This is a genomic window from Dokdonia sp. MED134 (genome assembly GCF_000152925.2).
Taxonomy (GTDB): domain Bacteria; phylum Bacteroidota; class Bacteroidia; order Flavobacteriales; family Flavobacteriaceae; genus Dokdonia.
The window spans coordinates 1,376,666-1,400,000 of record NZ_CP009301.1 but is presented as its reverse complement, the minus strand read 5'-3'; the positions used below and the strand labels follow the sequence as shown (position 1 = coordinate 1,400,000).

Sequence of the window (23,335 nt, the reverse complement as noted above, 5' to 3'; positions counted from 1 at the left end):
CCGCGCTGACCCAAAATATCAAATTTGTACAGGCCTACATCTTCTGCAATGTGCATATCAAATTGTACAGTGGGAAAACCTTTAGGAGGAAGGTTTGTTGCAGAGAAGTAATGCGTGGGATGCTGTGATATTAAAATCCCTGCTGCGTGAATACTTGTGTAATTAGGTTTACCGTGCAGTATTTGAGCATACTTTATAATAGTTTTTTTTATGTTGTCTAGCTGACTACTGTTATAACGTCCTTTACTTAATTTATCTATCTCAAATTTGGGCAAACCAAAGACTTTACCCAGCTCCCTTACAGCTCCACTATGCTTAAAGGTGACGTAAGAGCCTAGTAGTGCTACTTGTGCTTTTGAGCCAAATTCTTCAAAAATATATCTCGTCACATCCTCACGATCCCAGGTAGAAAAGTCTATGTCAAAATCTGGTGGCGTAGCGCGATAGAGATTCATAAATCGCTCAAAATATAAATCTAGCTCAATGGGGTCTACATCTGTTATGCGCAATAGGTAAGCAACAATACTATTTGCACCACTACCACGACCTACATAAAAGTAATCCTTACTACGAGCATACTCAATAATTTTCCAGTTTATGAGAAAGAAGGCTACATACTTTTGCTGCCTTATAAGGGAAAGTTCTTTTACTAGTCTCCGTTTTACTGCATATGTAATATTATCCTTATATCGCTCTGGTAATCCTTTTTTACAAAGCGCCACGAGCTTTTTATAATCTCTCTCTTCACTACCTAAAAGCGTGGTTAAATTTTGAGAGGGTTTTCCTTTTTTAAAATTAAAATATATGCTGCAACTTTTAAGTATATGCTCTGCATTAGATAGTAGGTGAGGGTATTGAGAAAATTGTAGTCGTAAATCTTTAGCTTCTATAAATGTATGTTCTGGATGCCCTTCCTCTTTTTTAGGCAGCATACTCAAAAGCATATTCTTATCTATAGCACGTAGTAGTCTGTGCGTGTTAAAATCTCGCTTATCGCGAAAGCTTACCGTATGTAACATTACAAGTTTATGAGTAAGCTTGCTAAGTGGCGAGAAACGTAGTTTATTAAGGTTTTTGTGGGTAATACCTATATACTCATTATCACTAAAAGTTGTTTTTTCTAGTTCTAGAACGTTTTCAAATGGATATATAGTGATTACGTCTTTGAAAATGGGGCTATGGTCTGGAAAGCTAGTTTTGTGATGAAGATGGTGAGATAGAAAGTTGTTGATTTCTAAAAAGCCATTATTGTTTTTTGCTAGGGTGATATAACACTGGTGGTTACCATTTCTAAAATCTACTCCCACTATAGGTTTAATTCCTTTTTCTTGTGCGTTTTTTATAAAGCTTAGACACCCAGAGGTGTTATTAATATCTGTGAGGGCAAAGCAAGTTAAACCTTGCTTTGCAGCAAGATCTACAAGCTCTACCTCTGAGATAGTGCCATAACGAAGGCTGTAGAATGAGTGATTATTAAGATACATTTTAAATGGGGATTAAAAATTACTGGTGTCTGTGAGCGAGAAGAATAGGTGGTTGCCCATTAAAGGGGTTGCCTTGATTACCTATAGTTCTGGAGCCATCTCCTATAGTATTTGCACGTCTTACAGTGTGGTCTCCATATTTATCTCTCAGGGCATCCATAGCTTTGTAAAGATTTACCGTCTTGTTTGTGTTTTCAAAAAGGTCTATTTGATAATGACCCTCTGTAAGTCCAGAAAATCGTACACCTACAAGACGTATGAGCATCCGTCTATTATAGAGTTTATTAAAAAGCTCCATAGCTTTTGGGATTAAAATATGATCTGCAGCGGTGTAGGGAATGCGTATTTGTTTTGAGTAGGTTTGAAAATCTGAGTACCTCACTTTTACAGTCACTACAGAGGTTAATTTATTACCACGTCTAAGCTGGAAAGCAAGATTCTCTGCCATTGCACTTATGGTGGTATGTAGCTTTGTTACATCTGTAGTGTCTTGCCCATAGGTGCGCTCACTAGATATAGACTTACGCTCGTGATATGCTATTATAGGGCTGTTATCTATGCCGTTACATCGCTCCCATATAATACGTCCGTTTTTACCGAAAACGGCTGTCATCATTTCTACAGGCATTTGCTGCACAAGATCTACCGTGCGTACTCCTAGATTACAAAATTGAATAAAGGTTTTCTGACCTACAGAGGGAATCTTTTTTATAGATAAAGGAGCGAGAAATGTTTTTTCATAACCAGGGTCTATCTTAATCTCATTATTAGGTTTTGCCTCACCAGTTGCTACTTTTGAGACCGTTTTATTAGGAGACATTCCAAAAGATATGGGCAAGCCTGTTTCTCTCATCACACGCTGCCTCAACTCTTTTGAGTATTTATAAGCGTTATGAAATCTATCCATACCTGTGAGATCTCCATAAAACTCATCTACACTTGCTTTTTCTAACACGGGGAGCTCTTCTTGTAAAATCTCTGTCACCTCCTTAGACATCTTTGAGTATGTGCCACCATTACCTCTTATGTAAATACCGTTAGGGCACAACTGCTTTGCAGCTTTTATAGGCATCGCGCTATGCACACCATAAGAGCGAGCCTCATAGCTTGCAGCACTTACCACACCACGATCACCTGTACCACCTACTATTACAGGCTTACCCATAAGTCTACTATCCAGCCTGCGCTCACAAGACACAAAAAAAGTGTCTAGATCAAAATGTATTATTGTGCGTTGCATAGTTTAGAATTTATCCAAAATTATGGAAATATTCCTAATTTTGGTATTGAGAGCTATTTTTAAGTTATCAACAGCCATTAGATTTTTGACTTTTCTCTTAACACTATCTGTTTACACTTGTCTTTAATTTTTAGCTATCTTGAATACTTAAATTTTAATCTATTTTTTGATGAAAATCACGCGTCTTTTAGCTCTAAGCTTTTTAGTAATAAGTGCCCTTTCTTGTAAGGAAGAGGGTGGAGGTGATTCCGCTTTCGCGAAAGCGGAAAACTCACAATTTGAAGTTCCTTTTGAGAAGTTTACTTTAGATAATGGTCTTACTGTTATACTCCATCAAGACACATCAGACCCTGTGGTGGCAGTTGCACTTACGGCACACGTAGGTTCTGCCAGAGAGATAGAAGGGCGTACGGGATTTGCTCATTTATTTGAACACCTGTTGTTTTTAGAATCTGAAAACTTAGGTAAAGGTGGGCTAGATGCTATGAGTGCTCGCATAGGTGGTTCTGGTGCAAATGGATCTACAAGTCGTGATCGTACAAACTACTTCCAAACAGTACCAAAAGATGCTTTAGAAAAAATGATTTGGGCAGAGGCAGATAAGCTTGGATACTTCATAAATACGGTGACAGATCCAGTACTGGCAAAAGAGAAGCAAGTAGTAAAAAATGAAAAAAGACAGTCTGTAGATAATAGACCTTATGGTCACGCTCGCTACGTGGTAGGAAAAAATTTATACCCAGAAAGTCACCCTTATAACTGGCAAGTAATAGGCTCTCTAGAAGACCTGCAGAATGCTACCTTACAAGATGTAAAAGATTTTTATAATCGCTGGTATACTCCTAATAATACAACGCTCACTATTGCTGGAGATTTTGATATCGCTCAGACTAAGGAGTGGGTAGAAAAGTATTTTGGAGAAATCCCTAGAGGTGAAGAGATTCCTGCTATGGAGAAGCAGCCAGTACAAGTAGAGGCAACAAAGCGATTATATTATGAAGATAATTTTGCTCGTCTACCACAACTTACTATGACCTGGCCTACGGTGCCTAATTATGATAAAGACTCTTATGCACTAGACGTACTATCTGCATATCTGGCAGATGGTAAAAATGCTCCTTTTAATAAAATTCTTATAGATAACAAGCAGCTTACTGCTGGAGTACAAATGTATAATTATGGGTCTGAGCTTGCTGGTGAGTTTACGTTAAGTGTAAATGCATATCCAGGTAAAGATCTAGATGATGTACTTGTGGGAGTTAATGAAGCTTTTACAAAATTTGAACTAGAGGGAATCTCACAAAAAGATCTTGATCGTATTAAAGCTGGTCAAGAAACTCAGTTTTATAATGGTCTGTCTAGTGTGCTAGGTAAAGGATTTCAGCTAGCGCAGTATGAGATTTTTGCTGGTGACCCTGGTTATATTTCAGAAGATGTAAAGCGTATACTCGCAGTAACAAAAGAAGATGTGCAACGCGTGTATGATACCTACATAAAAGGTAAAAACTATATTGCTACTAGTTTTGTTCCTAAAGGGCAAACAGACCTCATACTAGAAGACTCTCAACTTGCACAAGTGGTAGAAGAAAAAATAGTAGAGGGTGCAGAGGAGTCTTTTGACGCCAGTATAGCAGCAGAATATGAGCGTACACCGTCGTCTTTTGATAGATCTAAGGAGCCGCCATATGGTGACACGCCACAAATAAATGCTCCTACCGTGTGGGAAGAAACGCTCTCTTCTGGGCTTGAAGTGTATGGCATAGAAAATAGCGAGGTGCCGCTAGTGCAATTTCAAATGAATATACGCGGTGGTTTACTGCTTGAGGATATCAAAAAAGTAGGAGTTTCAAACTTACTTGCAGATTTACTTATGAAAGGTACAGCGACAAAAACAACTGCGCAGCTAGAAAATGAAATAGAAAGTCTAGGCGCAAGTATTTATACCTATGCAGATAAAGAAAATGTATACATAGGAGGTAATACGCTTGCCAAAAATTATGATAAAACCATAGCGCTTGTACAAGAGATTTTACTAGAGCCTAGATGGGATGAGACAGAGTTTGATCTTTTAAAGCAAAGCACCCTGAGCCGTCTTGAGCAACAACAGGCAAACCCAAATAGTATAGCTGCTATTGAGTTTGATAAGTTAATCTATGGAGAAAACAGCTTACTTGCACAAAACACGCTAGGTACTCCGGCCTCTGTAAAGTCTATAACCCTAGAGGACCTTAAAGCGTTTTATACTAATAATCTTTCTCCTAGTGTAGCAAAGCTACAAGTAGTAGGAGCCATAGATGAGCGTGTTGCTACAAGTGCTCTAGCAGGACTTAATGATAACTGGAAGTCTAAAGAAGTGGTGATACCTACACCAGTAGTTCCTCAGGCTCCAGAGCAGTCTAATGTATACTTTTATGATGTGCCAGATGCAAAGCAATCTGTATTGAGATTTGGGTATCCAGCAATGGCAGAGACAGACCCAAATTTTTATCCAGCTCAAATGATGAACTACCGTCTAGGTGGTGGAGGCTTTGCCTCACAGCTCACTCAAGAGCTTAGAGAAGGAAAAGGTTATACTTATGGTATTAGATCTCGTTTTTCTGGTTCTACATTGCCAGGTGCATTCTCAATCTCAAGTGGTGTACGATCTAATGTAACCTATGAGTCTACAGCACTCGTAAAGGATATCTTAAAAAACTACGGAAAGAATTTTACAGAAGATGATCTAGATGTATCAAAAAGTTTCTTGCTTAAAAGCCAGGCGCGTGCTTTTGAAACTATAGGAGCAAAACTTAATATGCTAGATGATATAGCAAACCTAGGCATCTCTCCAGATTATGTAAAAGAGCGCCAGTCTATAGTTGAAAATATGACAGTAGCCGAAATTAAAAAACTATCTGCGCAGTACCTTAATCCAGATAAAATGATTTACCTCGTAGTAGGAGATAAGAAAACACAAATGGATAAACTCGAGCAACTAGGGTACGGCACACCTATATTACTTAATGAGAAAAAGCAAACGGTAAAGGATTAAGAAACTATATATTTTAAAAACAAAGCGGATTCTTTAATTAGGGTTCGCTTTTTTTTACGCTTTCGCGAAAGCGTACTACTACCCCTTTCTTTTTATCCACACATTCCAGAGCATTCCAAGTACCAGTAAAGTCATACCAAACACCGGAAGACCAGCATACGTCTCTCCAAAAAGGAAGTAGCCAAAGATTAAAGCATATACAAGCTCCATATATTTTATAGGAGCCACCGTTGCCGTGTCTGCCAGTTGGAACGAGCGAGTGAGAAAGATTTGTCCAAAGAGTCCAAAAACACCTATACCACACACATACCACCACTCTACACCCACGGGCATACGCCAGTGTCGTATAAAAAATAAACTCCCTACTATAGAAAAGACCATAAAGTAATTAATAATAGTAAGGTAGTGCTCGCGAGAGCCTAGATAGCGTACTATAGTAAACACACCGCCTACTAGAATAGAAGAAATAATAACCAGAACAAAACTTAGTGTATCTATTCTAAAGTCAACCCCCTTAAGGATAAATGCACCTACCACAGAGAGTGTAAGCGCTGCCCATTGCCAGGTTTTAACTTTCTCTTTAAGAAATAGTAATGCAAATATGGCGCTAAAAATAGGTGCTGTATAACGCAGTGCCACGGCAGATCCTAGCGGTATGCGTTGTATGACCACAAAGTATAAAGCAAGTGAAGCAAAGCTTAAAAAACCTCTTGCACTTAGCCAGAGTTTATTACTTCCCAGTATAGGTACCTTCTTAATGATCATATATGGAAATATGAAAATAAATGTCCCTACACATCTAAAAAAGACAACCTGCAAAGGATGAAAATCTTCAAGATATTTTGCCAGTAAATTCATCCACGAAAAAGCGAATGCGGCAATAAGCATATAAATTACTCCTTTTAGCAAGTCTTAAATTTTGGCGCAAAGGTATCTGATATTAAGTTTAAAATTGTGAATTATATAAGTTTATTGTAACTACTCATTAACACAGCGCGAGATACTTAACTCGTAATTTTACACTCTAACCAATAAACAATTATTATTATGATAAAAGTAGTTATAGTACTAGCATTAATGGGTTTTACATTCTCAACAGTATCTTGTAGAGAAACAACTCAAGATAAAGTAGAAAACTCTGCAGATGCAGTAGGCGAAGACATTGAAAATGGTCTTGAAGAGGCTGGTGACGCAATAGAAAACGCAGCCGAAGAAACGGAAGATGCTATCGAAAATGCAGGACAAGAAATTGAAGAGGAGATAGAAGGAACAGATGATTATAATGGAGATGATGACAATAACTAGTCTCATCTAGCATCTAAAAAAAGCGAGCAGTAATGCTCGCTTTTTTTAGATATAAAAGTTACGCTTTCGCGAAAGCGGAATAACCTACCACTCATTTACTCGATTTCCATCTAGTTTTACAAAGATAAAGAGCAGTACTGTAAAGCCCCAAAGACCAGAACCTCCATAACTAAAAAAGGGAAGCGGTATACCCACAGTAGGAAGCAGCCCTACTACCATACCTATGTTTACAACAAAGTGTATAAACAAGATACCGGCTACACTATAACCATAAATACGAGAGAAGTCATTTTTTTGCTTTTCTGAAAGTTGAATTATCCTTAAGATAAGTAAGATAAAAAGCCCGATAACTAGTGTGCTTCCTAAGAAGCCCCACTCTTCACCTACGGTAGAAAATATGTAGTCTGTGTGTTGCTCAGGAACAAATTTTCCTTTAGTCTGCGTGCCTTCTAAAAAGCCACGGCCAAACCAGCCTCCATTTCCTATAGCAATCTCGCTTTGTTGTGTGTTATATCCTATACTTTTTGCATCTACTTCTTTACCCAGTACGATGTTAAAACGATCTCTATGACGTTGTTCAAAAATGTTTTCAAAAATGTAGTTTACAGAAAAGGCAAAGAGGCAAGCCACAAAGGTAATACCTAGATAAAGACGTTTTGATGGTCTTCGTTTTCTGTTTTTATAAAATAGAAAAGCAGCAATAAGTAATACGGCAAGAGCTACGTATAAAGGTCCAATCAATAAGGTGAGGACAAATAAGGTGATAGATGACGCTCCTAGAATGAGGTAACTGGCAGCAAGTCCTTCTCTATATAAAGGGAATATAAACGCTGCATATACAAGTGCACTACCAGGGTCTGGTTGCGGGATAATTATCAAAGCAGGAAGCGCTATAATTGCTAGTGCTCTTACTTGATCACGTACGGTCTTTATATTAGTTTGTATATCACTTAGGTATTTTGCAAGCGCAAGTGCGGTTGCGGCTTTTGCAAACTCACTGGGTTGTAAACTCATAAAACCAAGGTTGTACCAACTGGTAGCCCCAGAAATAGTTTTTCCAAAAATAAATAGAAGTAATAATGAGAGCAGGGAGGCGATATAAATAACACTTGAGAATCGTTCAAAAAATTTAGATTCTAAAAAGAGTATAAATGAGATGATAAGAAATCCTAGTAGAATCCATAGTAGTTGCTTACTGTATAGATTTTCTAAACTAAAAAAGCTTTCTACCGTAGGATCATAAGACGCCGAGTAGATGTTTACCCAGCCTATACTGATTAGAGCAAGATAAAGCACAATGAGCACCCAGTCAAAACTGCCAACGTTACGGGAAAATTTACTCATTAATAATTAATTCTAAACGGTTCGCCACTTAGTGGTTTTGCATATTCTTCTTCTAGAGAGTGGGTGAGTATCCAGTTTTCTAGGTCTTTGCGAGTCACTTCTTTATTAATGTATTTTTCAATCATAAGTGATGCGATACGCCCTCCGTATCTAAAGCCCCAGTATCCATTTTCTACAAAAATGGCGATGGCTATTTTTGGGTTTTCTCTAGGAGCAAATGCTACAAACGTAGAGTGGTCTGTAAGTTGGACTCGTTTACCATCTATACGAGTATAATTTTCTGCCGTTCCTGTTTTACCAGAAATTTCTATTCCTGGTACTTTAAGGCTAGCTGCCGTTCCGTAATTGTACACATCATTAAGACCTTGTATAATAGGCTCATAATGCTGTGGGTCAATAGTAGTGTATTTTTTTGTAGTAAAGTCTTGTGGGATAGTATCTGTACCTTCAATTTTTTTGAGAATATGAGGTTTGTAATACCAGCCTCTATTTGCTATAGTAGCTGTAAAGTGAGCCATTTGTACAGGTGTCATAAGCACCTCACCTTGACCAATAGAGTTAGATAGCGTAGCTGCAGCACCCCATCTTCTTTTAGGGTAATTATAGGTTCTATTATACATCTTTGCAGTAGGTATGAGCCCACGTTTACCTATAGGCAAATCATAACCCATAAAATCCCCTAGTCCAAAACTTTTGAGGTGGTTTTCCCAGACTGTTATACCTTCTTGTGGTGTGTCGTATTTGTTTATACTGTTAAGGTATGCTGTGCCAAAATACGCATTACACGAGTATGCAATACCATCTATCATACTTACAGGGCTACGGTGATGGTGGCATCCAAAGTTTCTGTTTCTACCATAACGCATACCTCCGTGGCAATATACCTTCTCATTAAGGTCCATTGCATCTTCTTGAAGAGCTATAAGCCCAGTGAGTGCTTTAAAAGGAGATCCAGGAGCATATTCTCCTAAAAGTGCTCTGTCATAAAGGGGCTTTGCGATAGAGTCTTGATCTAGCAATGAATAATTTTTAGAACGCTCACGTCCTACCATAAGTGCAGGGTCATAGTTAGGCGCAGTGATAAGGGCAAGTATCTCACCTGTAGCGGGCTCAATAGCGACTATCCCACCTCGCTTACCTTTCATAAGTTCTTGACCATACTTTTGTAGCTCTGCGTCTATAGTGAGGTGTATGTTTTTTCCCTCTACAGGCTCTTTGTCAAGCGCGCCTTCTTTATAAGGGCCTATTACTCGATTAAAACGGTCTTTCTGTAGGTATTTAATACCTTTTTCTCCTCGTAAAATATCTTCATACTGCTGCTCAACTCCCTGCCTACCTATAAGGTCACCTCCGCTGTAGTAGGGGTTTTTATCTATAATGCCTTGATGAACTTCTTGTATGTAGCCTAAAAAGTTTGCTCCAAAATCTACTTGATAATCTCTAAGTGATCTTTTTTGTATAAAGAAGCCTTCATACTTACGCATTTGCTCACCTAAGTAAGCAAATTCACCTTGAGACATTGTAGGTACAATTACAGAGGGATGTCTAGGAGAATATTTACGGGCTTTGTCTAATTGCTTTACAAGCTTTTCTTTTGTGATATTAAGCAGCTTACAAAGCTGTAAGGTATCAAAAGGTTTTACCTCACGAGGTATCGCCATAAGGTCGTAAGATGGCTGGTTAGATACTAATAACTTGCCATTACGGTCATAAATGCGACCTCGTTGTGGGATTTCATACTGCTTCTTTATAGCATTACTCTCAGACAATACGGCTGCAGAAGTATCATAAACTTGCAGGTAAAAGAGTCTGGATACAAATAGAATACCAGTCGTTAATACAATAAAAAGTAATAAGGCTTTTCTCATTCAATACGTCGGCTGAAAAGGATATTAAATACAATACAAAGTATGATTGTAAAGATACTAGTGACTAACGTTTTGTTTAGGGTATAGAGTATGTTACTTATGTTAAAAACCTCAAGTAAAAATAAAACAAGATGATGCGTCAAAACTAATATGGATATATAAACAAAACGGCCGTATAAACTCACCTTAGATAGCTTAATGGCATTATATTCATAACTCACCCCAAAAGCAAATCGTAATGTGAGAGGTCTTAAATATGCAAGAAATAAACAAGCCGCAGCGTGTATACCACCACTATTGCCAAACATATCCATAGTGAGACCCGTTAAAAATGCTATAAATATGCATAGAGACCTATTTGCAGTAAACGGGAATACTAAAAGAAACAATACATATGGATACGGATTAATGTAACCCAAAAAGTTTATGTGATTAAACAAGTAGATTTGCACAAACATAAGCGCTACAAAGCGCACGATATTCTTGAGAACATTATTCTTCATAGTTCTCGTTTTCTAATTGTTCAATCTCTACTCTTGCCTTGTTTTCTATAACATAAACGTGACCTAGGCTGGTCATATCATTCATAAGCTTTACAGATAGGGTGTAAAAGTTTTTACTACTATCTAGCGTGTAATCTTGCACCACACCTACAGGTATCCCTTTAGGGAATATTGCCGATTTCCCACTCGTCTCAATCGTATCTCCTTTTGTAACAGGTGCCTGCTGTTGCATATCTATTACTTGAACCACATTAGGTCTTTTACCGTCCCATTGTAGTGTCCCAAAATGTTCAGAGCCTTTTAATTTTACTTGTGTAGTAAAGTTGGAATTTAGTATAGACAGCACTGTACTATAGCTTGATGATGTATTATCTATTATACCTACAATACCTTGGCTCGTAATCACACCTTGGTCTTTTTTGATATTACTAGAACCCCCTCCTTTTAAGGTGATAAAGTTGTCAGTCTTTGCGTAGTTGTTATTTATGACTTTAGCTGGGTTGTAAGCATATTGCACTGTGCTATCTGCTGGGATAGGAGAATTTACTGCTGTAAGGGCTTCTATAGATTCATTGCCAGTTTTTGTGGCGCTCACTATAGTTCTTAAACGTGCATTTTCTTCTAATAACTGCTGGTTGTAGGTTTTGAGATTAAAATAATCTTGCGCACTACTTACAGAGCCATATATTCCTCCTGTAAACCAGTTTGCAGAGTTTACAAACTTACTACGATGATACGAGTGTGACTGTATGGTAAATACAAGAGACAGCATTAGTAAAAAAGCAAACAGCAGGAAGTTTTTATTCCTGATCAAAAAATTGATAATCTGTTGCATAGCTTAAGAGATTTCTATTTTATGAGAACGCTCTTATACTTAGCTAGATTTTTCAAGCATATACCTGTACCTCTTACCACAGCTCTAAGTGGATCTTCTGCAATATAAACAGGAAGGTCTGTTTTTTGAGAAAGACGCTTGTCAAGACCACGTAACATAGATCCACCACCCGCTAGGTAAATACCCGTATTATAAATATCTGCAGCGAGTTCTGGAGGCGTTTGTGATAATGTTTCCATTACAGCATCTTCTATACGGAGTATAGATTTATCTAATGCCTTTGCAATCTCTCTAAAGCTTATTTGTACCTGCTTAGGCTTACCAGTTAGTAAGTCACGACCCTGAACGCTCATCTCTTCTGGCGGTACTTCAAGATCTTCGGTAGCGGCACCTATTTGTATTTTTATTTTTTCGGCACTGCGCTCTCCTACATAAAGGTTGTGCTGGGTGCGCATATAGTAGATAATATCGTTTGTAAATACATCACCTGCAATTTTTACAGACTTATCACATACAATACCTCCTAGTGCAATTACGGCAATCTCTGTCGTACCTCCACCTATATCTACAATCATATTACCCTTAGGTTGCATAATATCTACACCTATACCTATAGCTGCTGCCATAGGCTCGTGTATAAGATATACTTCCTTACCGTTTACACGCTCTGCACTTTCCTTTACTGCTCGCATCTCTACCTCTGTAATTCCAGAAGGTATACAGATTACCATACGCAATGCAGGTGGAAATAATTTCTTTTTAAGTGCTGGTATTTCTTTGATAAACATTGCAATCATCTGCTCACTAGCATCAAAATCTGCAATTACTCCATCCTTAAGAGGGCGTATGGTTTTGATATTTTCGTGAGTTTTACCTTGCATTTGAGCAGCTTCTTTACCTACGGCAATTATCTTTTTTGTCGTGCGGTCTCGAGCAACTATAGATGGACTATCTACTACTACTTTATCATTGTGTATAATCAACGTGTTGGCAGTACCAAGGTCAATTGCAATATTCTCAGTTAAAAAATCAAAAAATCCCATAGGGTAATCAAAGCGTTATGCGTTAGTTTTTAAGCGTGCTGTTTAAAAGTACAAATATTAGGGCTAACATCACGCTTTCGCGAAAGCGTAATACTAACCCTCTTTGTTATTAATGTTTAAAGTGACGTGTTCCCGTCATTACCATAGATACGTTGTTTTCGTTACAATAGTCTACGGTAAGTTGATCTTTTATTGATCCACCTGGTTGTATCACGGCAGTAATGCCTGCTTTATCTGCAATTTCTACACAATCTGGAAAAGGGAAAAATGCATCACTAGCCATCACAGACCCCTGAAGGTCAAAGCCAAAGGATGTTGCTTTTTCAATAGCTTGTCTCAATGCATCTACACGTGATGTTTGCCCAGTACCACTTGCACAAAGTTGTTTATTTTTTGCAAGTACGATAGTGTTAGACTTCGTGTGTTTACAAATTTTTGATGCAAACAGTAAGTCTTCTAGTTCCTTTTCTGTAGGCTGAGTGTTTGTAGCATTAGTAAGATCTGCAGCGGTGTCTGTCTTATGATCACGTTCTTGTAAAAGTGTCCCGTTAAGACAAGTACGTACTGTCATCTCTGGTAGTACAATATTTTTTAAAGTAAGAAGGATGCGGTTTTTCTTTCCTTTAAGAATTTCTAAAGCTTCTGGTGTAAATGATGGAGCAATTACTACTTCACAAAATAATTTGTGAATCTCTTGAGCGGTAGGCTCATCTATTTCACCGTTTGCAATAAGTACACCTCCAAAAGCAGATGTAGGGTCACCAGCAAGTGCATCTACATAAGCTTGGTGCATAGTGTCACGTTGTGCAAAGCCACAAGCGTTATTATGTTTTAGTACGGCAAAGGTAGGTGCCTCTCCCTGAAATTCTGAAATAAGATTTACGGCTGCATCTACATCAAGAAGGTTGTTATATGAAAGTTCTTTACCGTGTAGCTTGTCAAAAACTTCGTCAAAATCTCCAAAGAAGAATCCCTTTTGGTGTGGGTTTTCTCCGTAACGTAAGGTCTTACCATTATTTGCACTTAGTTTAAGTGCTGGTATCTCGTGATCTGCATTAAAGTAATTAAAGATAGCAGTGTCATAGTGAGATGATACAGCAAAACTTTTGGCAGCAAAGCGTTTTCTCTCTGCCATTGTCGTGCTACCATTACCGTTTGTGATAATGTCTAGTACCTCTGCATAGTCTTCCATAGAAGATACACAAAGTGTGTCTTTAAAGTTTTTAGCAGCGGCGCGTATAAGTGAGATACCACCTATATCTATTTTTTCTATAATGTCTTGCTCTGGTGCTCCAGATGCAACTGTTTTTTCAAAAGGGTATAAATCAACAATAACTAGGTCAAGTTGTGGGATTTCATACTCTGCCATCTCTTTTACATCACCATCGTGATCCTGACGGTTAAGAATCCCTCCAAAAACCTTAGGGTGTAATGTTTTAACACGACCACCTAGTATAGATGGGTAAGAAGTCACATCTTCTACCGGTACCACAGGGATACCTAAATCTTTAATAAATTTTTCAGTCCCTCCTGTAGAATAAAGGGTTACTCCGTACTCGTGAAGTTTCTGAACGATAGGGGCAAGGCCGTCTTTGTGAAATACTGAAATAAGGGCTGCGCCTATTTTTTTTGTTGTGCTCATTGTGAGATTATTGATAGATTTTGTGTCCTCCCTCGCATATGGGATTTTGAAGTGTCAAAAATAGCAATTTCAACACTTTTTGTTAACGCTTTCTATTAACAAAATGGAACTACTTTGTAACAATTTATCTCGAGTGACGTCTTACTCGTATCTTTAGATAAAATCAATCAATGCTTATATATTTTCGAGCCTTAGGGGAGAGTTTTAGATTTGCTGTAAATGCTTTGCGCAATAATAAGACCCGTACCTTTCTTTCACTAATGGGTGTAACGGTAGGAATCTTTTCTATTATAGGGGTGCTAGCCGCTGTAGATTCTCTAGAAAGAGAGATAAAAGGCAGCCTATCTGCATTAGACCAAAGTACTATTATTTTATGTCACGTTTCCTTTGGACCTACAGAAGTGCCTAGATGGAAGCGAGAACAATTCCCGCTTGTGGAGTATGAAGATTTTCAATATTTAGAGCGTGCGGTACCAGATACTAAAGCAAGTACATATGTACTTAGTGTGCCTCCTCAAACTATAAAATATGATGATGTAACGTTAGAAAATATAGGTGTAGGAGCTACTACAGAAGGATGGTTTGAAATAGAATCTTTACAATTTGAGTTAGGGAGGTTCTTTAATGCTTCTGAGTCTAACAGTGGTGCGAGTGTTGTAGTACTAGGTAATGAGATACGTAACAAACTTTTTGGAGAAGGAGTAGACCCTAGAGGTAAGAAAATAAGAATGTATAGTCGCAAGCTTACTGTTATAGGGGTATTAGAAAAAGAAGGAGCCGGTTTTGGTGGTGACTCAAAAGATGAGATCGTAGTTGTGCCCGTAAATCTTGCTCGAAGAATCTATGGAGATAATAACAGGTCAACATTTCCGCAAATTGTCTTATTGCCAAAAGAAGATGTAGATGACGAGGCTTATGTGGCTCAAATCGAACAGAAACTTAGAAATAAAAGAGGGCTTAAAACCGATGAGGTGAGTAATTTCTTTATTAACCAGCTTAAAGGATTTACCGCTTTTATAGATAATATTATAGGCTTTCTTACAGGAGTAGGATGGGGTATAGGAGGCTTTGCATTACTTGTAGGAGGTTTTGGTATCGCAAATATTATGTTTGTGAGTGTGAAAGAACGTACCAACCTTATAGGTATACAAAAAGCACTAGGAGCAAAGCGTAGATTTATATTATTTCAATTTCTTTTTGAGTCTATCTTACTTTCTATTTTTGGAGGGCTAATAGGTTTAATAATGGTACAAGTAGTCGTCTGGTTGCTAGATGTTTCAAAAATAGCCGGTGATTTTGAGTTTGTGCTTTCTTTTGATAATATCTTCTTAGGTCTGTTTACGACTTTTGTTATTGGGATTATAGCTGGTATTGTACCCGCTATAGGAGCTTCAAAATTAGACCCTGTAGAGGCAATTAGAACAGGGATGTAGTATTATGTATATAAAATAATAAACCCCTTACTAATTAGATTAGTAAGGGGTTTATTGCTTTAAAGTAATAGCGGTCTTATAGAAGAGCAGCTACTTTCTCGTTTACAAACTCCAGAAAATCTTCATCCGCCTTAGTAAATGGGTCTACTTTATTTGAATCTATATCTATCTGGCCTATATTTTTTCCATCTTTAAAAAGTGGGATTACTATCTCACTCTTAACAGTGATGGAGCAGGCTATATAATTATCTTGCGCCTTAACATCTGGAACTACAAAGTTTTCATTAGACTCTGCTACTTGACCGCAAATTCCTTTTCCGAAAGGTATAACTGTATGGTCTGTAGGCTCTCCAGCAAAAGCTTCAAGGTGCAACGTGCGTGCCTCGTGGTTTGCCATATAAAAACCTACCCAGTCATAGTAGTCTATATGTTCTTGTAACAGCTTACAAATTGCTGTCATTTTATCCTTTGCACTGCCTTCATTATTTGAGGCAATGCTGCTTACTTGTATTTTTAAATCTTCAAAAGCCATTTTTCTTGTATTTTAGACGTTAAAAACATCCCTTGCTCAAATTAGTCCGCAAATATAAGCCCGTCCTCCGATTTTTAGCCATATTTATAGGAAGTTATTTGGTTTTCGTGTCGCTTTACCAACTATTTTTAACCTATGGGGCTAGTAGTCGCTATTTCCCCGATTATATTACACATAACGTTGCAAAACAAAGTCAGGCGTTGATTACTGCTTTTGGGTATGATATGAAGGTAGAACCTAGTACCTGGGAGCCCGCAATGAATCTCACTATGGACGGTAAAACCCTCGCTCGCGTAGTAGAAGGTTGTAATGCCGTAAGTGTGATGCTGCTTTTTGTGTCGTTTATGCTTGCATTTTTTGGAGATGTAAAAAGAACACTACTTTTCATTTTTGGAGGAGTCGTACTTCTCTATGGTATGAATGTCTTGCGCATTGCCTTACTTACAATAGGTATTTATGAATACCCAGCATATGCAGATGTACTACACGGCACTATCTTTCCGGCGGTTATTTATGGCACCGTATTCTTGCTGTGGTTAGGCTGGATAAACTCGTATAAAAAACCTGTAAAAGATGCATAAGGTATTCTATATGTTGCTAGCTGTGCTATGCCTGTTTGGGTTGCTTTTTATACGCTTTCGCGAAAGCGTACTCTTCTACGATCCTCTCATAGATTATTTTCACGGAGATTATCAAAACACGCCACTACCTACTTTTGCAAAAGGGAAGTTAATGGCGCATATATTATTTAGATACTTGTTAAATATGCTGTTGTCGCTGGGCTTGCTGTGGGCTGTCTTTAGAGATAGGGGTATTATTAAGTTTACGATTGTATTTTATGCAGTTGTTTTTATTGTGCTCAGTATCGTTTACTATATTTTATTACATCACCATACACCCTCTGAGTATATGGGGCTTTTTTATGTGCGCCGTTTTTTAATCCAGCCATTACTTGTTTTCTTATTATTGCCGGCATTTTTTTATTACCGCAAGGTAAATAAGTGAGTACGTTGTATTTTTGCAGGGTTAAAACCCTAGCAAATGAAAAATGTATTTTTTGTAGCCATCGCAATCGCGTTATTTTCTTGTAAGCAACATCAAGAGGCAGAAGTAAAAACAGCACCGTCGCAACATAGTGATACGGCAGTAATAACCTCTACTGGAGATCTTAATGTGACAGAAGAGTTTGTTGAGGTGACTTTTAAAACAGAAGAGGCTACGCAAGTACATCGTGCTTACTTAAATCTTAAGGGGGCTTTTGTAAATACAGATGCAGAAGATGCAGCATCTGTCGCAAAAGATTTTAGCCAGATGCTTACTGTAGTGCCTAGTGCAGATGCTTTTTCTGCTTTAAAATCTGATCTAGATCAAATCGCTACATCTACTAATATAGATAAGCAACGTGAAGTTTTTGAGGATGTGTCAAAAAGTGTTGAGGTATACCTTTCTGGTCAACTTGCAACTGGATCACTCATAAAGCAATATTGCCCTATGGCCTTTGAAGGTAAAGGTGCTTACTGGTTATCAGATTCTAAAGAAATACGCAATCCTTACTACGGTGATAAAATGCTTAAGTGCGGCGTAGTAGATAAGGAGATACAATAAGAACTTGTTTAATATATTCCTTGCCAATAACAGATCTACCTGTTGAAAGCAATTTACGCACTTATACTCTTTTCTATTTTTGCACTACGTCCAGTTATGAACGTAGGCAATGTTCTATACTATGAGCTTAATATAGATTATATAGTAGAGACGTATTGTGTAAATAAAGATAAACCCAAGTTACAGTGTAACGGTAAATGTTATTTATCTAAGCAGCTGTCACTAGATACTTCAGATAGTAGTAATGAGAATCTGAGTATACGTATTGTAGAAGCATTTTACCCCTTATACTTTCAGTCGGAACAGTCATTTACTATAACCTCCTTAGTAAGTAGTTACACTCAGAATTCTTACCCGCTAATAGAGGGTAAAGTAGCCTCATATCAATCTGATATAGATTGGCCTCCTCAACTATCAGTATAGTTATTTACGAGAATGGTACGTATATGTACTGTTCAAAACCTTAAGCATTCTCTATAAAGGGATATGCTCATTTTACTATGAAATAATTTACACATAATAATGAAAAATTTTATAATGGCTTTGCTAGCTATAGCAATGACCACAGTACTAAGCGCACAAGAAACTGAAACTCAAAATCCTTGGTCAAGTAATCGTCCAGATGGTCACGCACCTATCTCTGTAATGGGAGATCATACACATAAAAAAGGTGAGTTTATGATTTCTTATAGATATATGAATATGCAAATGAACGACCTTAAAAGAGGGAGTGATGATGTAAGTTTTGAGAGTGTATTACTTCCTAATGGTGGGGAGTATATGGTAACTCCTACAGATATGCCTATGAATATGCATATGCTAGGAGGTATGTATGCCGTATCAAATAAAGTAACACTAGCTGCAATGCTAGGATATACATCTATAGATATGGAGCACCTTACTGCAATGGGAGGAAATTTTGAAACTTCATCTAGTGGCATTTCAGATCTTAAAATCTCTGCCCTAGTTACACTTTTTAATAAAAACAGACAGCAGCTACACGCAAAGGTGGGGGTCTCGCTGCCTACGGGTAGTATAGATGAGATGGACGTAACGCCTGCCTCTATGGGTAATGAAGTTATATTGCCTTACCCTATGCAGTTAGGTGGTGGTACACTAGATGCATTACTAGGTGCGACTTATATCTGGCAGTCAGACTCTTTTTCTGGAGGTAACCAGCTAGATGCTGTAGTGTGCACGGGTACTAATGATCGCGACTACCGTTTAGGTAATAGCTATACTCTAAATAACTGGGTGGCTTACAAGGCAACAGATTGGATTAGTTTTTCTGCAAGAGTAAAAGGAACTGTCGTTTCGGAAATAGATGGTGCAAATCCAGATTTAAATCCGCTTATGGTAATCACTGCAGATACTAGAAACTCTGGTGGTACTTATATAGATGGAGGTCTAGGCTTTAACCTTTATGCAAATAAAGGAACACTCAAAAATGTACGTTTTGGGTTTGAGTTTGCAACACCACTTTTACAAGACGTAAATGGTGTACAGCTTAAGCGCAAGGAAACAATTACTGCCGGCTTGCAGTATACTTTATAGTAGATTTAATATAGATTTAAGAGCCCCTCGTGATGCACGAGGGGCTTTTTTGTATCTTTGTAATAAGATATGAAAGCAATTTTCCAAAATATAATGTCTGTCCTTCTAGCGGTATTAGTGCTAGGGTCTACGATGTCGTTTACGGTGTCAAAGCATTATTGTGGCGAGCATCTTGTAGATGTAAGCATTTTTGGAGAGGCACAAGCTTGTGAGATGCAAGCAGCACTTACTCACAAATATGGTGATGACCATTCTAAAAAAATGGAATGCTGTTCAGATCAAGAAACTGTGCTTGACGCACAAGATGAGCTCAAACATCACTTTGAAGATTTCTCGCTAGAGAATCTTGAATTTATTGAGGCTTACACGCACACTTACTTATTACTATTTGATACAGTTGTAAAAAAAGTAGTAATAACAGACAGGTACTTGCCACCACTTATAACGCAAGATTACCAAGAGCTCTTTGAGCAATACCTAATTTGATTTATTAAAAGTCTCCGCACTGGCGGATGGTCTTTTGCGTATCAATATCTTGATACGCAATTATTTAACGCGTTTTAAATTGAATAAAACGTTTATTTAATTAATTTAACCTCAGTCTTTTAGAGGAAAATCAAATACTAATGAAAAAAATAATTTTCACTACATTATTGAGTCTAGTGCTTGTAAAAGTTCTTGCTCAAGGCCCACCTATAACGGCAGATAAGCCCATAATGCTAGGCGGGAACAGCTTTACCACAAAGACACTCACTGAGATAAGGAATAATGATAGAGGTACCGCTGTATATGTACCTTTAATGTTGCATTATCTTCCTACGTCTAACTCTTTAGTGGCTTTGCACATACCCTATTTAAGTTACGATCTAGATGGAGCAGGCTCTGGTAGCACGCTGGCAGATATAAAAGTACAGGGTAAATACCAGTTTTTTAGAAAGGACGGTACAGGTAGAACCTGGCGTATGGTGGCTAAAACTATTCAAACCTTACCCACCGGTAAGGAGCTAGACTTATTAGAGCTCAGCACTGGAGAATATCAAGGCTATTATGGCATAGTTTCTGGACTAGAAACCTTAAAGTATGGAATCTCAACAGAGATAGGCTATAACTGGGCTCCAGATGGTAATCAAGATGAACTTAGAGCAAAATTTGGCGTAGGGTTACCGTTGCTTAAACCGCAATACCCAAACAAGCAAGTCAACCTTTATTTTGAGTACACAAGCTCGTGGCTCACAGATCGAGATTGGTATCAATTACTGTATGCTCAGGGTATACAGTATGCGCTTAAAACGGTCACTTTTGATCTAGCAGTTCAGTTGCCACTTATAAAAGATATTCCAGAAAATAGAGCATTAAATTACAGTGTCTTTTTAGGCACTAGATATACATTTTAAAAATAAATACAGATGAAAATAAAAGCAATAATAGTACTCGTAGCGGTTGTGATGGTTTCCGCTTTCGCGAAAGCGCAAAAAACAATGGACACCTTTGAAGTACAAGTAGACGGTCTAGGTTGCCCATTTTGTGCATACGGACTAGAAAAGAAGTTCAAAGAATTTAAAGGAATAAAGAAAGTAGCGATAGATATTGAGACAGGAGACTTCTCTTTTCAATACCCATCAGAAAAGAATCTTACAATGCAGGCTGTTGTAAAGCAAGTAGAAAAGGCGGGTTATACACCTATCACTTCAAAAATTACAAGAGCAGATGGTACTGTAGAAACAAATGAAGCAAATACAACAGAGCTCTCTGCAGAGAGTGTGGTAGTGACCCAGCAAGTGCTTGTCGCAGGTAAATGCGGTATGTGTGAGGCACGTATTGTAAATGCAGCAGGTAACATACCTGGTGTTACAGATGCCACTTGGAAACAAGAGTTACAAATGATGAAGGTGACTTATGACAAGAGCCAGGTCACGCTAGATGGTATTCAGTCTGAAATTGCAAGAATAGGCCACGACACAAAAGCTCATAAAGCTACAGATGAGGCTTATGCAGACCTACCTGGATGTTGTAAATATGAACGATTAGATCAATAGTATGAAGCAGTATATAATTATAATATTGACAGCGATGCTTATAGCCAGCTGTCAAGAAAAGAAACAAACAGAAATACGCTGGGTACATAGTAAAACCATTGCGCTAGCAGATGTAAATCCTATAGGTATCGCTCAAGGCGAAAAAGGAATCTGGCTCAGTGATGGAGATCGTAATAGGCTGGTGTTAATAGATAATAGCGGTGTAGTTTTAAATACAATAGACTCACTAGACAGACCTATGCACATCGCCTCAGAAGGCGAGATGCTTGTTATACCTCAATATGGTAATGATGAGATATTACGCTTTCGCGAAAGCGAAAAAGAAATCGTTCGTACCTGGGACAGTCTTGATGCTCCAGCTGGGGTAGCGATTAAAGGTGCTGAAATTGCCATTGCAGATTTTTATAATAACAAGGTGCATTACACCGAAAATTCTAACGATTGGATCACCTTTGGAAAAGAAGGAAAAGCAGATGGAGATTTTTATTATCCTACAGATGTGCACTTAACAGAAAGTAATATATGGGTGGCAGATGCTTATAATAATAGGTTGCAGGTGTTTGATAAAAAAGGCAATCATCTTAAAACCATAGGTGAAGACCAAAAGATGAATGCAGCGACGGGAATCTTTGTATCAGATACTAATGCTTATACAACAGATTTTGAAAACGATAGAGTACTTGTTTTTGATCTAGAAGGAAGTCTCAAGCAAGTGCTTGATACAGATATTTCAAAACCTACAGATTTAATTATAATCGATGAGGTGTTGTATGTGACAAATTATAAAGGCAAGTCGTTAAGTCTCTACACCCAGCAAGAAGTTGAAATAAGTAGTCAAGAAGGTCACGATACTCATAATGATCATCACGACCACGAAGATCATAAGGATTAATGAAAACAACAGCTTATACAATTAAGGGAATGACCTGTAATGGTTGTCGTACTGGAGTAGAGCAGAAGCTTGCCGGAATAGCCGGCGTCTCGCAGGCTACTGTTTCCTTAGAAAACGAAGAGGCTATCCTTACAATGGACGACGAGGTGACACTTGATCATTTAAAAAGTGCATTGCCAGAAAAGTATCGTATATCATTAAAGGAACAATCTAAAGCAGAGAGTGAAACCCAAGAGAAGAGCACTGGTGTTTTTGCAAGTAATGAGACGGCTACGCAAGAAGCAAGCGAGTCAAAATTGCAACAGCTCAAGCCGCTCTTTCTTATCTTTCTGTTTATAACTGGAGCAGCCGTATTACTTCATTTTAAAGATGGTCTTTGGGATCAAGCAATGCTAGATTTTATGGGGTTGTTTTATGTTGTTTTTAGTTTTTTTAAATTTTTAGACATTAAAGGATTTAAAACAAGCTTTGCGATGTATGATCCGCTGGCAGGGGCCGTACCTGGATATGGTTATGTATATCCATTTATAGAGCTTGCACTGGGACTTATGTTTTTAATGCGACTACAAATAGCCATAGCACTTGTGCTTACTATTGTCATACTAGGTATCACAACGGTAGGTGTGACTAGAAGTTTGTTGAGTAAGAAAGAGATACAATGTGCTTGTCTAGGTACGGCACTTAAACTACCTATGACAGAAGCAACATTTATTGAAAATGCTATTATGATTATAATGGCGGTTATAATGCTTACAAACCTTTTATGAAAAAGAAACTCACAGCAGTACAAATTTGCACTTTGATTGTATTTACGCTCTACTTAGTCTGGGAGTATAATATGCAGGAATTTATTTCGGTAAACGGATTGTCTAATTCTTTTGAGACACGTCTAGACCTTCTGCTGCTTGTCCCTTTATTGCTTGTTTTGGTGAGTATTTCTATCTGGCAATTTGTAAAGAAGTAATTACGCTTTCGCGAAAGCGTAACA

At 37.9% G+C, this 23,335-nt stretch carries 23 protein-coding genes (1 of these 23 only partly in view); 14 read left to right on the top strand and 9 right to left on the bottom strand.

Annotated elements, in window-relative coordinates:
- Both MED134_RS06275 and dinB read right to left on the bottom strand, forming a co-directional pair.
- Positions 1-1,484: the start of a DNA polymerase III subunit alpha gene (locus MED134_RS06275; RefSeq protein WP_021778212.1), read on the bottom strand. It extends 1,543 nt beyond the left edge of the window; the window shows 1,484 of its 3,027 coding nt (coding positions 1-1,484); its start codon is at positions 1,482-1,484; the stop codon falls past the left edge of the window.
- A 19-nt stretch (positions 1,485-1,503) separates the two neighbouring features.
- Positions 1,504-2,724: a DNA polymerase IV gene (gene dinB / locus MED134_RS06270; RefSeq protein ID WP_021778213.1), complete on the bottom strand. Its 1,221-nt coding sequence runs from the start codon at positions 2,722-2,724 to the stop codon at positions 1,504-1,506.
- A 169-nt stretch (positions 2,725-2,893) separates the two neighbouring features.
- Here dinB and MED134_RS06265 point away from each other — a divergent pair, with 169 nt between their 5' ends.
- Positions 2,894-5,755, top strand: a complete 2,862-nt coding sequence (locus MED134_RS06265) for a M16 family metallopeptidase (RefSeq protein ID WP_021778214.1) — start codon at positions 2,894-2,896, stop codon at positions 5,753-5,755.
- A gap of 78 nt (positions 5,756-5,833) precedes the next feature.
- On the opposite strand, the gene MED134_RS06260 is transcribed toward MED134_RS06265, so the two are convergent.
- On the bottom strand, positions 5,834-6,664 hold the full coding sequence (locus tag MED134_RS06260) for a DMT family transporter (protein WP_262485473.1): 831 nt from the start codon (positions 6,662-6,664) through the stop codon (positions 5,834-5,836).
- A 138-nt stretch (positions 6,665-6,802) separates the two neighbouring features.
- On the opposite strand from MED134_RS06260, the gene MED134_RS06255 reads away from it, so the two are divergent.
- Positions 6,803-7,060 carry a hypothetical protein gene (locus MED134_RS06255; protein WP_021778216.1) on the top strand — a complete coding sequence of 86 codons (258 nt, stop codon included), beginning with the start codon at positions 6,803-6,805 and terminating at the stop codon, positions 7,058-7,060.
- A gap of 84 nt (positions 7,061-7,144) precedes the next feature.
- On the opposite strand, the gene rodA is transcribed toward MED134_RS06255, so the two are convergent.
- The 5 genes from rodA to purH all read right to left on the bottom strand — a co-directional run bounded on the left by rodA (position 7,145) and on the right by purH (position 14,295).
- The gene (rodA, locus tag MED134_RS06250; protein ID WP_021778217.1) at positions 7,145-8,404 is read right to left on the bottom strand and encodes a rod shape-determining protein RodA; all 1,260 of its coding nucleotides are present in this window, start codon (positions 8,402-8,404) and stop codon (positions 7,145-7,147) included.
- On the bottom strand, positions 8,404-10,272 hold the full coding sequence (mrdA, locus tag MED134_RS06245) for a penicillin-binding protein 2 (RefSeq protein WP_021778218.1): 1,869 nt from the start codon (positions 10,270-10,272) through the stop codon (positions 8,404-8,406). The genes rodA and mrdA overlap by 1 nt, the downstream gene beginning before the upstream one ends.
- Positions 10,273-10,764: 492 nt before the next feature.
- On the bottom strand, positions 10,765-11,610 hold the full coding sequence (gene mreC / locus MED134_RS06235; RefSeq protein WP_021778219.1) for a rod shape-determining protein MreC: 846 nt from the start codon (positions 11,608-11,610) through the stop codon (positions 10,765-10,767).
- A gap of 14 nt (positions 11,611-11,624) precedes the next feature.
- A complete protein-coding gene (locus MED134_RS06230; RefSeq protein ID WP_021778220.1) occupies positions 11,625-12,653 on the bottom strand; it encodes a rod shape-determining protein in 1,029 nt (342 codons plus the stop codon).
- A gap of 109 nt (positions 12,654-12,762) precedes the next feature.
- The gene (gene purH, locus MED134_RS06225; protein ID WP_021778221.1) at positions 12,763-14,295 is read right to left on the bottom strand and encodes a bifunctional phosphoribosylaminoimidazolecarboxamide formyltransferase/IMP cyclohydrolase; all 1,533 of its coding nucleotides are present in this window, start codon (positions 14,293-14,295) and stop codon (positions 12,763-12,765) included.
- A gap of 170 nt (positions 14,296-14,465) precedes the next feature.
- Here purH and MED134_RS06220 point away from each other — a divergent pair, with 170 nt between their 5' ends.
- Positions 14,466-15,728, top strand: a complete 1,263-nt coding sequence (locus MED134_RS06220; protein WP_021778222.1) for an ABC transporter permease — start codon at positions 14,466-14,468, stop codon at positions 15,726-15,728.
- Positions 15,729-15,804: 76 nt separating this feature from the next.
- Here the strand turns inward: MED134_RS06220 and MED134_RS06215 are convergent, their stop codons facing one another.
- The gene (locus MED134_RS06215) at positions 15,805-16,260 is read right to left on the bottom strand and encodes a GAF domain-containing protein (RefSeq protein ID WP_021778223.1); all 456 of its coding nucleotides are present in this window, start codon (positions 16,258-16,260) and stop codon (positions 15,805-15,807) included.
- Between the two features lie 32 nt (positions 16,261-16,292).
- Here MED134_RS06215 and xrtF point away from each other — a divergent pair, with 32 nt between their 5' ends.
- From xrtF to MED134_RS06160, 11 genes are all read left to right on the top strand, one after another.
- Positions 16,293-16,841 carry an exosortase family protein XrtF gene (gene xrtF, locus MED134_RS06210; RefSeq protein ID WP_038597311.1) on the top strand — a complete coding sequence of 183 codons (549 nt, stop codon included), beginning with the start codon at positions 16,293-16,295 and terminating at the stop codon, positions 16,839-16,841.
- The gene (locus MED134_RS06205; protein ID WP_021778225.1) at positions 16,834-17,265 is read left to right on the top strand and encodes an exosortase F system-associated membrane protein; all 432 of its coding nucleotides are present in this window, start codon (positions 16,834-16,836) and stop codon (positions 17,263-17,265) included. Before xrtF ends, MED134_RS06205 begins: the two co-directional genes overlap by 8 nt.
- A gap of 36 nt (positions 17,266-17,301) precedes the next feature.
- Complete coding sequence (locus MED134_RS06200) at positions 17,302-17,865, top strand: DUF3347 domain-containing protein (RefSeq protein WP_021778226.1); 564 nt, start codon at positions 17,302-17,304, stop codon at positions 17,863-17,865.
- 42 nt (positions 17,866-17,907) lie between these two features.
- Entirely contained in the window at positions 17,908-18,288 is a 381-nt protein-coding gene (locus MED134_RS14695; RefSeq protein ID WP_052084148.1) for a hypothetical protein, read from the top strand.
- A 99-nt stretch (positions 18,289-18,387) separates the two neighbouring features.
- The gene (locus MED134_RS06190) at positions 18,388-19,419 is read left to right on the top strand and encodes a transporter (protein ID WP_021778228.1); all 1,032 of its coding nucleotides are present in this window, start codon (positions 18,388-18,390) and stop codon (positions 19,417-19,419) included.
- Between the two features lie 69 nt (positions 19,420-19,488).
- Complete coding sequence (locus MED134_RS06185) at positions 19,489-19,905, top strand: HYC_CC_PP family protein (protein ID WP_148305633.1); 417 nt, start codon at positions 19,489-19,491, stop codon at positions 19,903-19,905.
- Between the two features lie 140 nt (positions 19,906-20,045).
- Positions 20,046-20,813, top strand: a complete 768-nt coding sequence (locus tag MED134_RS06180) for a hypothetical protein (RefSeq protein ID WP_021778230.1) — start codon at positions 20,046-20,048, stop codon at positions 20,811-20,813.
- Positions 20,814-20,825: 12 nt separating this feature from the next.
- Positions 20,826-21,455 (top strand): heavy-metal-associated domain-containing protein, encoded by a 630-nt coding sequence (locus tag MED134_RS06175; RefSeq protein WP_021778231.1) that lies wholly within the window; start codon positions 20,826-20,828, stop codon positions 21,453-21,455.
- Between the two features lies 1 nt (position 21,456).
- The gene (locus MED134_RS06170) at positions 21,457-22,347 is read left to right on the top strand and encodes an NHL repeat-containing protein (RefSeq protein WP_021778232.1); all 891 of its coding nucleotides are present in this window, start codon (positions 21,457-21,459) and stop codon (positions 22,345-22,347) included.
- Positions 22,347-23,114 (top strand): heavy metal translocating P-type ATPase, encoded by a 768-nt coding sequence (locus MED134_RS06165; RefSeq protein ID WP_021778233.1) that lies wholly within the window; start codon positions 22,347-22,349, stop codon positions 23,112-23,114. The genes MED134_RS06170 and MED134_RS06165 overlap by 1 nt, the downstream gene beginning before the upstream one ends.
- On the top strand, positions 23,111-23,311 hold the full coding sequence (locus tag MED134_RS06160) for a hypothetical protein (RefSeq protein ID WP_021778234.1): 201 nt from the start codon (positions 23,111-23,113) through the stop codon (positions 23,309-23,311). The genes MED134_RS06165 and MED134_RS06160 overlap by 4 nt, the downstream gene beginning before the upstream one ends.
- Positions 23,312-23,335: the final 24 nt, after the last annotated feature.

Coding starts and splice junctions, on each gene's coding strand:
- dinB (WP_021778213.1), bottom strand. CDS start 2,724: ATGCAACGCACAATAATACATTTTGATCTAGACACTTTTTTTGTGTCT.
- MED134_RS06265 (WP_021778214.1), top strand. CDS start 2,894: ATGAAAATCACGCGTCTTTTAGCTCTAAGCTTTTTAGTAATAAGTGCC.
- MED134_RS06255 (WP_021778216.1), top strand. CDS start 6,803: ATGATAAAAGTAGTTATAGTACTAGCATTAATGGGTTTTACATTCTCA.
- rodA (WP_021778217.1), bottom strand. CDS start 8,404: ATGAGTAAATTTTCCCGTAACGTTGGCAGTTTTGACTGGGTGCTCATT.
- mrdA (WP_021778218.1), bottom strand. CDS start 10,272: ATGAGAAAAGCCTTATTACTTTTTATTGTATTAACGACTGGTATTCTA.
- mreC (WP_021778219.1), bottom strand. CDS start 11,610: ATGCAACAGATTATCAATTTTTTGATCAGGAATAAAAACTTCCTGCTG.
- MED134_RS06230 (WP_021778220.1), bottom strand. CDS start 12,653: ATGGGATTTTTTGATTTTTTAACTGAGAATATTGCAATTGACCTTGGT.
- purH (WP_021778221.1), bottom strand. CDS start 14,295: ATGAGCACAACAAAAAAAATAGGCGCAGCCCTTATTTCAGTATTTCAC.
- MED134_RS06220 (WP_021778222.1), top strand. CDS start 14,466: ATGCTTATATATTTTCGAGCCTTAGGGGAGAGTTTTAGATTTGCTGTA.
- MED134_RS06215 (WP_021778223.1), bottom strand. CDS start 16,260: ATGGCTTTTGAAGATTTAAAAATACAAGTAAGCAGCATTGCCTCAAAT.
- MED134_RS06205 (WP_021778225.1), top strand. CDS start 16,834: ATGCATAAGGTATTCTATATGTTGCTAGCTGTGCTATGCCTGTTTGGG.
- MED134_RS06200 (WP_021778226.1), top strand. CDS start 17,302: ATGAAAAATGTATTTTTTGTAGCCATCGCAATCGCGTTATTTTCTTGT.
- MED134_RS06190 (WP_021778228.1), top strand. CDS start 18,388: ATGAAAAATTTTATAATGGCTTTGCTAGCTATAGCAATGACCACAGTA.
- MED134_RS06185 (WP_148305633.1), top strand. CDS start 19,489: ATGAAAGCAATTTTCCAAAATATAATGTCTGTCCTTCTAGCGGTATTA.
- MED134_RS06180 (WP_021778230.1), top strand. CDS start 20,046: ATGAAAAAAATAATTTTCACTACATTATTGAGTCTAGTGCTTGTAAAA.
- MED134_RS06175 (WP_021778231.1), top strand. CDS start 20,826: ATGAAAATAAAAGCAATAATAGTACTCGTAGCGGTTGTGATGGTTTCC.
- MED134_RS06170 (WP_021778232.1), top strand. CDS start 21,457: ATGAAGCAGTATATAATTATAATATTGACAGCGATGCTTATAGCCAGC.
- MED134_RS06165 (WP_021778233.1), top strand. CDS start 22,347: ATGAAAACAACAGCTTATACAATTAAGGGAATGACCTGTAATGGTTGT.
- MED134_RS06160 (WP_021778234.1), top strand. CDS start 23,111: ATGAAAAAGAAACTCACAGCAGTACAAATTTGCACTTTGATTGTATTT.